15 protein-coding genes are annotated in these 12,910 nt (G+C 48.8%); 11 read left to right on the top strand and 4 right to left on the bottom strand.

Annotated elements, in window-relative coordinates:
- Positions 1 to 73 precede the first annotated feature (73 nt).
- From GJ688_RS05290 to GJ688_RS05255, 8 genes are all read left to right on the top strand, one after another.
- A complete protein-coding gene (locus GJ688_RS05290) occupies positions 74 to 808 on the top strand; it encodes an AzlC family ABC transporter permease (RefSeq protein ID WP_155475508.1) in 735 nt (244 codons plus the stop codon).
- Positions 798 to 1,115 (top strand): AzlD domain-containing protein, encoded by a 318-nt coding sequence (locus GJ688_RS05285; protein WP_170291693.1) that lies wholly within the window; start codon positions 798 to 800, stop codon positions 1,113 to 1,115. Before GJ688_RS05290 ends, GJ688_RS05285 begins: the two co-directional genes overlap by 11 nt.
- Before the next feature lie 376 nt (positions 1,116 to 1,491).
- On the top strand, positions 1,492 to 2,061 hold the full coding sequence (locus GJ688_RS05280; protein ID WP_155475507.1) for a tryptophan transporter: 570 nt from the start codon (positions 1,492 to 1,494) through the stop codon (positions 2,059 to 2,061).
- 154 nt (positions 2,062 to 2,215) lie between these two features.
- Positions 2,216 to 3,097, top strand: coding sequence for an energy-coupling factor ABC transporter ATP-binding protein (locus GJ688_RS05275; protein WP_155475506.1), 882 nt, complete (start codon positions 2,216 to 2,218; stop codon positions 3,095 to 3,097).
- A gap of 35 nt (positions 3,098 to 3,132) precedes the next feature.
- Positions 3,133 to 4,032 (top strand): energy-coupling factor ABC transporter ATP-binding protein, encoded by a 900-nt coding sequence (locus GJ688_RS05270; RefSeq protein ID WP_155475505.1) that lies wholly within the window; start codon positions 3,133 to 3,135, stop codon positions 4,030 to 4,032.
- Positions 4,023 to 4,796 (top strand): energy-coupling factor transporter transmembrane component T family protein, encoded by a 774-nt coding sequence (locus GJ688_RS05265; RefSeq protein WP_155475504.1) that lies wholly within the window; start codon positions 4,023 to 4,025, stop codon positions 4,794 to 4,796. The genes GJ688_RS05270 and GJ688_RS05265 overlap by 10 nt, the downstream gene beginning before the upstream one ends.
- Positions 4,797 to 4,998: 202 nt before the next feature.
- The gene (locus tag GJ688_RS05260; RefSeq protein ID WP_170291692.1) at positions 4,999 to 5,394 is read left to right on the top strand and encodes a nucleotidyltransferase substrate binding protein; all 396 of its coding nucleotides are present in this window, start codon (positions 4,999 to 5,001) and stop codon (positions 5,392 to 5,394) included.
- A 5-nt stretch (positions 5,395 to 5,399) separates the two neighbouring features.
- The gene (locus GJ688_RS05255) at positions 5,400 to 5,702 is read left to right on the top strand and encodes a nucleotidyltransferase domain-containing protein (protein WP_155475636.1); all 303 of its coding nucleotides are present in this window, start codon (positions 5,400 to 5,402) and stop codon (positions 5,700 to 5,702) included.
- Positions 5,703 to 5,716: 14 nt separating this feature from the next.
- Here GJ688_RS05255 and GJ688_RS05250 read toward each other — a convergent pair whose 3' ends face one another.
- Entirely contained in the window at positions 5,717 to 6,061 is a 345-nt protein-coding gene (locus tag GJ688_RS05250; RefSeq protein ID WP_155475503.1) for a hypothetical protein, read from the bottom strand.
- Positions 6,062 to 6,326: 265 nt separating this feature from the next.
- Between GJ688_RS05250 and GJ688_RS05245 the strand changes: the two genes are divergently transcribed.
- A complete protein-coding gene (locus GJ688_RS05245) occupies positions 6,327 to 6,917 on the top strand; it encodes a hypothetical protein (RefSeq protein WP_155475502.1) in 591 nt (196 codons plus the stop codon).
- 50 nt (positions 6,918 to 6,967) lie between these two features.
- Positions 6,968 to 7,246 carry a hypothetical protein gene (locus GJ688_RS05240; RefSeq protein ID WP_155475501.1) on the top strand — a complete coding sequence of 93 codons (279 nt, stop codon included), beginning with the start codon at positions 6,968 to 6,970 and terminating at the stop codon, positions 7,244 to 7,246.
- Between the two features lie 90 nt (positions 7,247 to 7,336).
- Here the strand turns inward: GJ688_RS05240 and GJ688_RS05235 are convergent, their stop codons facing one another.
- The 3 genes from GJ688_RS05235 to GJ688_RS20565 all read right to left on the bottom strand — a co-directional run bounded on the left by GJ688_RS05235 (position 7,337) and on the right by GJ688_RS20565 (position 11,519).
- Positions 7,337 to 9,289, bottom strand: coding sequence for a methyl-accepting chemotaxis protein (locus tag GJ688_RS05235; RefSeq protein ID WP_170291691.1), 1,953 nt, complete (start codon positions 9,287 to 9,289; stop codon positions 7,337 to 7,339).
- A 317-nt stretch (positions 9,290 to 9,606) separates the two neighbouring features.
- Positions 9,607 to 10,407: an N-acetylmuramoyl-L-alanine amidase family protein gene (locus GJ688_RS05230; RefSeq protein WP_170291690.1), complete on the bottom strand. Its 801-nt coding sequence runs from the start codon at positions 10,405 to 10,407 to the stop codon at positions 9,607 to 9,609.
- Entirely contained in the window at positions 10,407 to 11,519 is a 1,113-nt protein-coding gene (locus GJ688_RS20565; RefSeq protein ID WP_235910797.1) for a YARHG domain-containing protein, read from the bottom strand. Before GJ688_RS20565 ends, GJ688_RS05230 begins: the two co-directional genes overlap by 1 nt.
- A 365-nt stretch (positions 11,520 to 11,884) precedes the next feature.
- Between GJ688_RS20565 and GJ688_RS05220 the strand changes: the two genes are divergently transcribed.
- Positions 11,885 to 12,844 carry a M48 family metalloprotease gene (locus GJ688_RS05220; protein ID WP_155475498.1) on the top strand — a complete coding sequence of 320 codons (960 nt, stop codon included), beginning with the start codon at positions 11,885 to 11,887 and terminating at the stop codon, positions 12,842 to 12,844.
- The last annotated feature ends 66 nt before the right edge of the window (positions 12,845 to 12,910 follow it).

The following is a 12,910-nucleotide window of genomic DNA, read 5'->3' as shown; positions in this document are numbered from 1 at the left end:
GGATATTTACGATGATTTTCCTGCCCTCTACAATAAGGACCAATCAGAAATTTTCCAAGGAGGGGCAGCGCTAATGGAAGCGGGAAAAAGTTCAGCCGCAATCATTCCTACGCCATCAACGGAGGATTTTCGCATCGCTCTTCGAGACACTTCACCCATCCTATTAGGCATTGTCCCCTTCGGCATCACCTGCGGGGTCATGGGACTTACGGCCGGACTGACACCCTTAGAGACGATCATGATGTCGATCATGGTCTTCGCCGGTGCCTCTCAGTTCGTGGCCATATCCATGTTAGGTGCCGGAATTACCAGTTGGAGCGTTATCGTCTTTACCACGCTGCTGGTCAACTTACGCCATCTGCTGATGGGCGCTTCCCTGGCGCCATACATGTCGCAGCTGCCCAAACCGCTACAAGCGCTCTTAGCTTTCGTTCTTACGGACGAATCCTACGCCATCACGATCAGCCGGACCCACAATGGCCATTACAGCGGCGCCTATCAACTGGGTACCAGCGTACTTTTATACACGACTTGGGCCGTATCGACGGCAGTTGGCGCTTATTTGGGCAGCTATTTCCCGGATCCGCTGGCTTGGGGCCTCGATTTCGCCATGCCGGCCACCTTCATGGTCCTCTTGATCCCCCGTTTGATGGAGGACCGCATCCAACAAATCGTCTGCGCCATCGCCGCCGTGCTAGCCGTTGCAGGAGCGCTCCTGTTGCCGGGGAAATGGTACATCATCATCGCCTGTTTAGCGGCCAGCGCCGTCGGCGCCTATCTGGAAGGGGGAAAAGGCGGTGCGCAGTGACATTCTCTGGCTCATTCTCGGCATGACTGCCGTCACCTACATGACCCGAATCAGTTCTTTGGGGCTGATTCGCTTCATGCCTCCCTGGATGGAAAAATGGCTCAAATATGTACCTACATCCGTCTTGACCATCCTCATCGTGCCGGCCTTGCTGCTCCCCCAGAGCAGGCTGGACATTTCTCTACAAAATCACTATCTCTTGGCGGGGCTCGTCGCTGCCCTCGTCGCTTATAAAACACGCAATGTGACCGCCACTTTGGGGCTGGGCATGGCGGTGATGTTTTCACTTCGCTGGCTATCCATTTGAGAACGGAAGAACTGTCGTTGCTTTACATTCCCAACGTCGACGATTATTTGTCACCTTCCATATCGTCTTGCGAAAATACCCATTGTCTCATTTCAACTAGTATGGTATAGTAACAGCAATCATCCTCCTTGAAGGATGCGGAGACGGGCTGACAGAGGTCAGTTCGAGATGAGCAGAGTAGAGTATGAGTGAAAACTACATAAGAGAGGAGTTGAGCCGAGTTGAGCTGAGCCGAGAAGTTTCCGGCATTCTTCGGATTTTCGGATCTATATTTTATGTTGCCCACTCAAACCAGGCCAATTTCGGTCTGGTTTTTTAATTTTGCTGGGCAAATACATTTTTTGAACAGAGAAAACCTATGGAGGAGAAATTGAACATGAATAAAGATCATCAACCGATTTTGCTTCAAGAAGAGGCCCTCACTGCTGGACATCGTACCGCCGGCCGCAGCAAGCAGTTAGCTGTCGTAGCGATGTTGATCGCCATCGGCGCCGTGTTGCGCATGGTTTCACCGGCCATCTTCGGGATCACCCCGAACTTTGTGATCGCCATGTACTGCCTCGCCATCGTCCTGATTCGGCCGAAACTCGGTGAAGCCCTGGCTATCGGTATCGTCGGCGGCGCTGTCAGCATGGTCTCTTCGAAATCCCCCATTCCCTACATAAACCTGATCACGGAACCTGCCGGCGCCATGGCTTGCGCGTTTATCGTCGCTACACTGTCCGACTTGGCCCTAGGCCGCTTCTCCCTCAAACCGCTCGTCGCCACCGTCATCGGTACACTCGTCAGCGGCGGCCTCTATGTACTGATCAACAAATTCGCCTTGAATCTTCCCGTGGCGGTAGCTCAAGGAGCCTTGGTCGGCGTCGTACTTCCGGTCACCCTGTTCAACGCTGTCATCGCCCAAGCGATTTACCTGCCGGCGAAAAAGCTGCTTCGCCTGTAGACCATCATAAACAATTCCTTACCTGATCACTTGTACGACAGCCTACAGGACTTGGGCTTCTCTGTAGAAACCTAAGCGTGTCTCCCTATCTGATGAACTCCCGAATAGGGAAAAGTGAATAATCTACGCCTGACAGGCCTGGGAGGTATCCCCGTTGCCATCGATAACGATAGAAAATCTGACCTTCTCCTACCCCGATTGTTCGTCCCCAGCCCTGTATGAAGTCAATCTCACCATTGAAGCGGGTGAGTTTATCGTCATCACTGGAGCTACAGGTGCCGGGAAAAGCACTTTGCTGCGCTGCATCAATGGCGTCATCCCTCACTTCCAACCGGGGACCTTACAGGGGAATGTCTGGCTAGATAGGGCCACTCCCTCCGGACGAGTCCCAGTGGCCCGTGTAAGCGCCCCGCAACTGGCTCGTTTTATCGGCAGCGTCTTCGATGATCCCGAAGGGCAGATTGTTTCCCCTATAGTAGAGGAAGAGATCGCTTTCGGCTTAGAAAATACGGGCGTTGACCCCGCCCAAATGGATGACCGTATCGCCAAAGCTTTGGCTGATTGCGGCATCTCCCATTTGCGTCACCGCGCCACCAGCAGCTTATCGGGTGGGCAAAAGCAACGGGTGGCTATCGCAGCGGTCTTGGCCCTGGCTCCAAAGATTCTGGTCCTGGACGAGCCCACCTCAGAACTGGACCCCGACGGAACCGAAGCTGTCCTGAAGGTGCTGTTCGAACTAAACAAAAATCACGGAATTACGATCATTATCGCCGAACAGAAAGTGACCCTCCTGGCCCCCCTCTGTGACCGGCTCGTCCTGCTGGAAAAGGGCCGCATCGCCCTGCAGGGTCCGCCCCGTAAAGTGTTTATGCACCCCTATATCTTTGCAAAACTCGGTGTGGAACTGCCTGCTCCGGCCCGACTGGCCCATGCGCTTGTTCAAGCTGGAGTGCTTCCGCCGCTCGATTCACCGGACGCACCCCCGATTCCGTTAACGGTTGAAGAGGCCTTTACGCTGAGCCGCCAGTTGCTGTAACCGCAAGTTGCTCTATCCACCAGGGAGGACAAACAATGCCAGCAAAGTTGACAGGCCGGCCCTTGATTGAGGTTCGGCAGTTAAAACATATATACCGCTCCGGCGGAGAAGCCCTCAAAGGAATCGCTCTCACTATCGATGCCGGTGAGATGATCGCCGTCGTCGGTCGTAACGGTGCCGGCAAGACCACCTTGACAAAGCATTTTAACGGCCTCTTGCGGCCGACAACCGGTACGGTTCTTCTCGATGGCCAAGACACAGCGAAACTTCCCGTAGCCCAATTGGCTCGTACCGTAGGCTACGTTTTTCAAAACCCCGATCATCAGATCTTCCATGAACGCCTTTTTGACGAGATCGCTTTCGGGCCCCGTAACCTCGGTTTGCGGGGCGATGAACTAACCACCCGGGTGGACAGTGCTCTCAAGGCCGTCGATCTGACTGACTATCGGGATCGAGACCCTGGAGAACTCAGCCGTGGGCAGCGTAAACGAGCCGCCCTAGCATCGGTGCTCGCCATGGAAACAGCCGTGATCATCCTTGATGAGCCGACAAGCGGCCAAGACTACCAAGAATCTGAACAGATCATGGCGATCTTGCAGGAATTAAACCGCCGTGGCCACACGATTATTTTCATCACTCATGATATGGAACTGGTGCAGGAACATGCTTGCCGCGTTTTACTGATCGATGACGGAAAACTAGTCATCGACTCTCCACCGCGAGAACTCTTTCGACAAGAGCAGGCCCTTACGAGTGCCGGACTGCGTCTGCCGCCGACGGCTGAGTTAGAACAGCGTTTGGCCGCCTTCGGCATCCACAGCGACGCAGGAACGGTGGAGGCACTTGCCGCATCCATCGCCCGGCGTTCGTCTCAGATTACTGCCAGAGATTCATTTAAGGAGAACTGCTCGGGGGGTGCAGCCGCATGTCAGTGAGTATCGAATATATTCCCACCGGCTCACCCGTTCACCGGCTCCATGCCTTGACCAAGCTCATCTTTGCCTTAGCCGTGCTGACCATCAGCATGTTACTCTCCCAGCCTCTGCCTCTGCTTTTGCTCTTTTTCAGCCTGCTCGGTATTGCCGCCTTGGCCTCGGTAAGCCAGGAAATCCTCTCCGCTGTGAAAGGGCTTCTCAAGGTGGCTTTTTTCCTGGCGCTTTTGCAGGTGTTCTTCTATCCCGAGGGAACTGTTCTATTCGCGCCCATCCCCTCTCTTCCGGGGTTGTCCGTGACCGACCAGGGAATTATCTTCGGCATTTCCATGGCCCTGCGGATGATGGTGATCGTCACCAGCTTTTTGCTCTTTCTAACGACAACACCAGCCCGCAGCACCGTCCTGTCGCTGGTGGAATACCTAAAAGTCCCCTATGATTACGCTTTCCTCTTTATCACAGCACTTCGTTTCATCCCCACTTTTCTGGAAGAAGTTCGACTGATTGGTCAAGCCCAGGAAGCGCGAGCTCATGACTTTTCTGGCGGCGGACCGCTGGCTCGATTAAAGACCATCTTTCCGTTGGCTCTTCCCCTAGTCATGATCTCGCTGCAGCGGGCCGAACGGATGGCGATGGCCATGGAAACGCGAGGTTTCGGCCTTCCCGGTCGGACCTATTACCGTACGGAAAAGCCAGGGGCTGTCGATATCATGGTCATCGTCGCATTGTTGAGTGCTGTCGCCGCGGCAGTCCTTCTGCGATTCTAACCAATGATTCTAACCAACGTCACCAATGCCAACTTTAGAGATTAAAAAAAGCTCTGCAGAGCCTCGGCCTTGCAGAGCTTTTTTCATTTCTTTCTAACCTACGATTCTATTAATCAAACAATGTTTTTGGTAAAATATAGTATATGCATCTCTAAAGTTCGTTACCAAATGGGTATCTTATAAGATAATTGGAGGAGTAAATGTGAATGAGGAACGAGTACAGGAAAAGTTACACAATTATCAAAAAGCATTGGAACGACTGCAAGGTGCCTTAAACGTAGAGAATCCCCCTGAATATCTCTATGACGCAGTAATAAAACGGTTTGAGTTTACCTACGAAATGGCTTGGAAATTGATGAAGTCATTCATGGAATACAAAGGAGGCGCTGACTTACGCTTCCCCAGAGACATTTTTAAAGAAGCTTACGCTACAGGAATCATTGAAGATGGCGAGGTTTGGATATCTATGTTAAAAGACAGAAACCTAACCAGCCACACCTACGATGAGTCTAGCGCACGTTCCATTTATTACCGTGTTAAAGCGATTTATTTTGTGCATCTAACAACCTTGAAAACAACGCTCGAGAGGAAACTGTGAACGCCATGTTTGGATTGAATGAATCTGTCACTCTCGCCTTGACTGATATCTTTTCCCAGTATCCAGAGGTGGAGCAAGTCATTATTTTTGGCTCGCGAGCAAGAGGAGATTACAAAAAGCAATCCGATATTGATTTCGCCATTTATCACCGTGGTGATTTATCACCGAGTCTATATTTAGACCTTGATGAAGCTGCCGGAATTTATAAAATCGATGTCATTGATATGAAGACTATTCATAATGAAGACCTCCGGTCAAAAATCGAACGTGATGGCATCGAGTTCTATCGGAAGAAAAGTGGTGGTTAAGGTTTGGAAGAGGCCTAGATATCCAAAAACTCTATGCACTCTTCTCCAAGTTCACCGGCGACCAGTTCCAAAATATTCGGCGGAACCTGGTCAGAATCGGACATTTCATCGAAGGTCGGGAAAACGAGATAATCACCTTCATTTGTCTCTCTGTTGACGATGAGTACAAACAACTGCTCTTTAGTCGTAAGGGCTACTGAGTAGAGCGTATTTACATCCCCTTCTCCTTCGACGTCCCGAATCAACCAGCGGCCGTTGAAAATGACCTTGCGTTTATAGCCCCCGCAAAGGTATCTAACCACGATGCGGTTGTTCTCTTCCTTTTCTAGCCTTTCCGCCTGTTCTCTTTCAAGTTCCATAAGCTTTTCTACATCCTCCCTCATTCGAATCAACTTGTCCTTTCTCGGAACATAGAATAGTGAGTGAATCTGCATGATAGTTAGTCGCTCTAGAAAGAAGCCCTGATGCTAACACGATATCTCCATCTATTGATTTATGCCTATAGATAAAACTTTAGGCTATCTTTTTTGCTGATTGTTCAGGCATAGCTAAACCCCTTGTCCTATCTTTGTTTATAGGCCTTACGCTGATATACTGAGACAAAAGCCCTTGGAGGGGTATTCGGTGAATCCAGAAACTAAGCTGCCTCATCGCTGGATGGTAGTCCTCTTTACCTTGTTCATTTCCATTTCCCTAAACGTGTACCACTTCTCTCAACCTGCTTCCACAGTGAAAACAGACAGTACAGATCACAGCGGTCAAACCTTGCGTGACCTGTACATGCTTGATGTGCTGCTCGAGCACCTTCAAGAAACGCTGCAAGGCTATGGGCAGCCAGAAGCCGCTTTAACCTCAGAAGCCTGCGTTAGAGCCTACAGTCTGGGAGCTGCCCGTTCGTTTCCGTCACCGGTACTCAACAGTCTGCTCGCCCAAGACGATGAGATGATCCGGGACGACTTATGCCAAGTGCGCAACCGGTTCAGTCAAAGCATCAGCCATTTGCTCGATCATCTTTGCTCGTCCCCTGCTTCCTACAGGATACAATCGGCTCAAGCACTGGCCCAGTCCGTAGAAACACAAAAAAAGCAGCTTGAAGACTACATATTCGGAGCTAATTCACCGAAGGACGCACGTTCGGCACGGGAAGTGGCGAAAAACGTTATGCTCGCTCTGTCGGCAGATTTTGAATCGGTCGTCCTATCGGCTCAACGGTAGCCCCGCTTAGAGAACGACTACTATCCGCAAAAAGAAAGAAGGGAACACGGATGTTATCGCTAACAGGGAACCAAAAAAAATGGTTCGACGGTTGGCTCTGGTCGATCGCGGCTGGTTTGATTTTCGGCTATTATAAGGCACCTTGGTTACAGGGTGTGCCCATGATCTTTTTCTTTGTCACCTTCTTCTGGCTTACACTTTTCCTGGATTGGCGCAAGGGGCGGCTCAGTGGCAACATGTCAGAAATCGCGATGATCGGAGCTATGATTCTTGGGATAAACCTGCTTGTTTATTCGGCCGCTTTCGGGGTCCTCATCGCGTTGATCTAAAATTGACTTTCGATAATTTCACAAAAAAGAAGTCGTCCCGGTTTCAATCCCGGTACGACTTCTTTTTTGCGACTTTTTATTCGTGAATGGTTACAATCTAAACTGCTCCAAGGTATGCTTCAACCTATCGGCAACTTCACTGAGCTGCTGCGCCGATTTGGCGATCTCATCGACAACATTAGCCTGTTGTTGTAGCGATGCGGAGATCTCCTCTGTTGATGCTGACGATTCCTCGGCGATGGCGGAGATGCTTTCAACAGAACTAACTACGATATCTTTTTCGGCATTGACGACCATTATACTGCTGGATAGACTGCCTATTTTACCGACGATGCGATTGATCGATGCATTGATTTTGTCGAACTTCCCTTCTGTAACCTCTGAGGCCAAAGACGTCCTGAGAATGACGCCTTTCGTCGATTCCATGATCTCTTTGGTTTTCGTGATTTCTTCGTGAATATCGCTCGTGGTGTTTTCAATTTCTTCAGCATGGTTCGATACCTGTTCCGCCAGTTTCTTGATCTCTTTAGCGACAACCGCAAAGCCCCTGCCCGCTTCACCAGCACGGGCGGATTCGATCATCGCATTTAAGGCCAACAGATTCGTCTGGCTGGCAATGGATTTGATCATATCGGTTATGGCCGTAATTGACTTCGATTTTTTATCCAGCACATCGACCTGGAGCCCCACATTTGATGTGGCGTCAACATTTTCTTTGACTGCCTGCTTTAGATCGCTGATGGCACTGATCCCCTCCTCGTTGGCTTTTCCCACCCCCTCGATCTCGCTCTGAATGGTGTCGGAGTTTTCCACCGATAGGCGTATTTTCTCAGATAGGTCACTCAGCTTATGGACGGCTTGCTCCGAGTCCTTGGCTTGTTCCGAAGCGCCCTTCGCCAGGTCGTCTGTTGCATGAGCAATATCATCGACAGAGATGGCCGTGTCACCGATCAGCTTCGATAAGTTTCGAGAGTGGTTATCGACGACATTTGCCGTCGTTGTTATTTCGCTCAATAGATCTCTTAGCAACTGCCTTGTCTTGATCAGCGAATCCGCCATGCTTCTGAATTCATACGAAAACGAGTTCAGTTCCCGGTCCGTCGATGGATCGTAAGTCAAGTCGAGATTTCGAGTTTGGCTCAGGAGGTGGTTGATTTTCTCTATCGGTCTCGTAAAACCCCTAGCCGCAAACACAGCAACGATAACGATGATGATGATGGTAACCGCAACGAGTTCCGCCGTCGTGATCACCGAAGCTTCAATCCCTCCAAAGAGCTCATTTTTCTTGCCAGTGACGACTAGTTTCCAATTGGTTAAGGGCACTTTTTGATAAAAACCGATCCTCTCTGTTTGATCTGAAGCTACATATTCTACTTCCCCGTTATCTTTTTTGAACACCGTCTCTTGAAAAAGACTTAACTGACTGGGGTTGAGTTCTTCAAACATTTTCCCAACCTTCTCAGCATCCGGGTGAACTAAGAATACTCTGTCCTTAGAAACTAAATAACCGTACCCCGTTTCTCCTACCCTGATGTCCTTAACGATCGTTTCAATCCCCGACGCGTTATACATCAGCCCAAAGATACCAATAAACTGCCCTGCTTCATTTTTTAACGGTAGGACAAAGGCCACATTTTTGTTTCCTGTTGTCTTGCTGGTGATAATGTCACTGACTACAATTGAATCCGATTGCTGTGCTTGCTTAAAATAGGTTCTATCAGTTAAGTTGATTTTTTGTTGCTGGTCATTGATGGAATTACCCGTTTTATCTGCGAATACGACCCTTTCGATACCATCATATTGGCGTTGAATCTTCTGTAAAATTGGAACAACATCATTGATAGTGGCGCTCTTTAACTCAGGGTAGACGTTAGATATTTTGGCCAATTCATCGACTCTGTGTCTAAGCCATAGATCTAACTCTTCCGCTTTGTCTTCAGCAACTTCTTTTTGGCGATTTATAATCAGTGATGTTACTTCATCTCGGTAACTGTTGATCTGATATATACTGCTGACGAACAGGGGGATTAAAGCGATAGCCAAGGATATTAGCAATACTCTTATCCGCAATGTCTTTACGTTACCAATCCTTTTAAGACTAAAATGCACCGCATACACCCTTTCTATTGGCGAATTAGAACTTTTTTATACCATGTTATGAAAAATAGATCGGTTTTGTTTGTACATTAATAGATATAAAACAATTTGTTGTATGCAAAATTGTTTTTAAGTTCACATTCTTGTGCATGCTGGCGATATGTATAGATAACAAGTTTGGAATAAAACAGGATAAAAAATAGACGACAACTCGATCCCGGTCATTGGGAAAAGAGTTGTCGTCTTTTTTCTTTGTTATCAAATCAATTCGTTTTTAGAAACTTTACAATACCCTTCGCCAAGCTATCGGCCATTCTTTCTTGCCCTTCCGGACTACCGATAAACTGTGCATCCCTTTGATTGCTCAGAAAAACCATCTCCACCAAGGCTACAGGCACTTGACTGTAGATGGATCCCGTCAGCGCCCCTTGCTTACCCCCGATATAGGTCTGGGCATCCGTACGAACCCCGTTGTCTTTTAACTGTTCACCCATCCCCTCGGCGAGTTCTTGGTGAATCGCTTCGGCAGCTACACGGCTCTTTTCTATTACAACTGTTGACGGGCCGGTCACACCGTCGACCGTCCCTTGACGATCCGGATAATACACCGCAAAGCCTGTTCTTTTCTCGGAGGGCTCGGAGTCACAATGGAGCCGGAAAAATAGTGCGGCTTGAGCTTCATTGGCTTTCCTCGCTCTGGCTTGATTCGATACGATCGTCTCCTTATCTTGGCGGGTCAAGATCACCTGGAAACCGTATTTCTTTTCTAGAATCGATGCCAGTCGTTGGCCCACTTGGAGGGTAACATCTGCCTCGCGAAGTCCATGTTGCACCGTCAACCCGTCGTCCCCATCGGAAGGATGACCGGGATCGATGCACAGGACCGTCTTTGCTTGTTCTCTAACCGCACTTTCACTTTTTGATGAGGATAGATTGGCTTCATCATGCAGGGCTTTTTCATTTTTAACATTTTTATCGTCTTTTTCATTACAGCCGCTGATCCCAACAGCTCCGCAAATGAGCACTGCCATCAGAAGAGCAAGGAGTCTTCTTCCCTTTGCCATCACCATTGTCCCTTCGCTTTCTGGTACTCCAGAATCTTTTCGGCATTTGCTTTTTCCAAGGGCGTCAAGGAATTTGACACCGCTTCATTCACTTGCTGCCGCTGGCTAAACCTTCCCCCTGGCTGATACCATGGCTGCTGGCCGAAATAATTTCGAAATTTAGCCAGTTCAAAAATCCAGCCATGGCGGGCGTAGATTTCGTTGCGCATGATGTCCAGTTCCTCTTTGGACATCCCATTGAGGTCGTCGTAGGTCACGGCGCGGTAGACGGTCCAAGGATAGCGGCCCGGCATGCTCGATGGATTGCCGTATTGATGGATGATGGTTACTGACTGCCGATCATTTGATTCCTCACTCGAATTAAGATTTTCCTGTTTTCCCGGATTTTTTGGCTCTACTCGTTTTGGGGCTAGCACCTGAACATTCTTCTGTAATTCTTCCCTTAACCGGGATATACCCGCCTCTCTGTCAAAAGAATAGGACTGATTCAAGATCCCCGCTTGCGTCTTAACTTCGTCTATCAACCTCAGGGCTTCTCCATTGGACGATAAGGCGTCATCATAGTCGGTCGCCTGCAGCACTTTTTCTGTTTCTTCAATCAGTCTTTTTTCCTTTTGTATATAAAGCTCAAACTGACGAAAATCTTCGGACTCGTTCTTGGCATCAAAGAATAGTTTTCCTTGTCCTAAAAAGTTATCCATACTCGTGTGAAGGCTTGTCAAGCGTTCATGAATCAAAGCTTTTTTCGCCGGGACTACATTATCTTCCGCAATTTGGGCCAACGTTTCGTTCTGTAAACTGACTTGCTGAAGAACGTTACCTCTCTTGACCATCATCTCTTTGTCTTGTTGTAAGAGCTTCCAAGTGTAATAGCCTGCCGCCGACACCAGAAGGACTACGACCATGACAGCGCCTACAATTGCGAGTATACCTGCCTTGCTGTCCAGCTTTATCGCTGCCTGTTGTCCGAAAGACGTTATTCCTCCTTGAGCCTGCGTCTGTGTCTGTTCCGTTTCCAAAGCAACGGTCTGTTTTGAGCCACAGTTACCACAAAAAAGATCGCTCTGTAAAAGGGGCTCCCCACATTTGGGACAGATTCGCCGTTCTACCAACGTCATCCCTCCATTTTACAAGTTTATTGCATCACTTCAGTCTACGTATGGTTATATGGCTTATTACGAGTTGTACGATTACAATATTGGAGGTAATTAGTTCCACTTGGCTCTATTTAAATAGGAGTCATCTGGAAAGAAACTATAACGGTTATCAAAAAGCAAAACTAGGCACTTTGTTGTTGGGCTCTTCTATAAGCTCTCACTCTGCAGAAGCTTATGAAAAAGGTCGTACCGGTTTAATTTCCGGTACGACCTTTTTCGGTGTTTTCATAACCGTTCAATCATAAGCGGTACAGGCATGAAATAAGAATGGAACTACCACTTACTTCCGGAATCTATGCACAGAAGGTGAGGGGCACTTCATGTTAAACGTGGACACTCTGCGTCATGATAAAGAAAAGACCTACCTATATCTCGGTTATGGGATCAGCGGACTGCTCTGGTTAATACTGATTTGGTTTGCCTGGGCGGTACTCATCCCTATGATGCTAGTTTCCTGGATCGTTGGCCTGTACTTAAAGGCTCAACTGTTCGGCAATGCCGTAAAAGTCGGCCGCGATCAGTTTCCTGAAATCCATCGTATTATTGAGGAAACGGCTAAAGCGCTCGGTCTTACGTCCGTTCCTGACGTGTTTATCGTAAACGGCCAAGGTGCTCTAAACGCTCTGGCGATCCGAGTTTTGTCCGGACGTTACGTACTTCTCTATGGCGATCTGGTCGATCTCTGCCTCGACCGAAACGCCTGGGGAGAGCTAACGATGATCATCGGTCATGAACTGGCACATCATCGATTGGGCCATATCAGCATCTGGCGAACGCTCTTTTTATCTCCAGCCATGGCAGTTCCTTTTTTAGGTGGCGCCTATTCCCGGGCTTGTGAACTGAGTGCTGACCGAGTCGGAATGGTGTTAACCAAGAATACGGGGGATGCATGCAACGCTCTCATCAGTCTCTGTTTAGGCAGTCGCGTTTTGGCCCGCGATACAAATATCAGCGCTTTTGAAAAGCAAGAACTCCAGGTCCCGCCTTTTTTCGGATTCTTAAATGAAATTTACTCTACCCATCCTCGCATGACCAAACGGATTCTTGAATTGAAGCAATACGCGAAATATATGCAATACCAGCATCCTCAGCAACAGACTTCAGGAAACGGAATATCCTTATTACCCCCAACCCAGGCATCCTATCCTTTGATGGAGACGACCTCACTATTGCTGGAATCTGCTGCAACCTCAACAGAAGCGCTCTGTCCAAAGTGCCATCAACGCTGTACCTTGCTTGCCCGGTTCTGTACTTCCTGCGGCAGTCCACTGGGTTCCTAATGGTCTACAAATACACTCCATGTTCTAAAAAAACTCAGCCCACTAAAGAGCCGAGTTTTTTTAGCC

This window comes from Heliobacterium mobile, from assembly GCF_009720735.1.
In the GTDB taxonomy this organism is placed as follows: domain Bacteria; phylum Bacillota; class Desulfitobacteriia; order Heliobacteriales; family Heliobacteriaceae; genus Heliobacterium; species Heliobacterium mobile.
This window is presented reverse-complemented; position numbering and strand designations above follow the sequence as displayed.

Excerpts from the sequence above, each read along its gene's own strand:
- GJ688_RS05290 (WP_155475508.1), top strand. The coding sequence starts at position 74 with ATGGAAGCGGGAAAAAGTTCAGCCGCAATCATTCCTACGCCATCAACG.
- GJ688_RS05280 (WP_155475507.1), top strand. The coding sequence starts at position 1,492 with ATGAATAAAGATCATCAACCGATTTTGCTTCAAGAAGAGGCCCTCACT.
- GJ688_RS05270 (WP_155475505.1), top strand. The coding sequence starts at position 3,133 with ATGCCAGCAAAGTTGACAGGCCGGCCCTTGATTGAGGTTCGGCAGTTA.
- GJ688_RS05265 (WP_155475504.1), top strand. The coding sequence starts at position 4,023 with ATGTCAGTGAGTATCGAATATATTCCCACCGGCTCACCCGTTCACCGG.
- GJ688_RS05255 (WP_155475636.1), top strand. The coding sequence starts at position 5,400 with ATGTTTGGATTGAATGAATCTGTCACTCTCGCCTTGACTGATATCTTT.
- GJ688_RS05250 (WP_155475503.1), bottom strand. The coding sequence starts at position 6,061 with ATGGAACTTGAAAGAGAACAGGCGGAAAGGCTAGAAAAGGAAGAGAAC.
- GJ688_RS05240 (WP_155475501.1), top strand. The coding sequence starts at position 6,968 with ATGTTATCGCTAACAGGGAACCAAAAAAAATGGTTCGACGGTTGGCTC.
- GJ688_RS05230 (WP_170291690.1), bottom strand. The coding sequence starts at position 10,407 with ATGGCAAAGGGAAGAAGACTCCTTGCTCTTCTGATGGCAGTGCTCATT.
- GJ688_RS05220 (WP_155475498.1), top strand. The coding sequence starts at position 11,885 with ATGTTAAACGTGGACACTCTGCGTCATGATAAAGAAAAGACCTACCTA.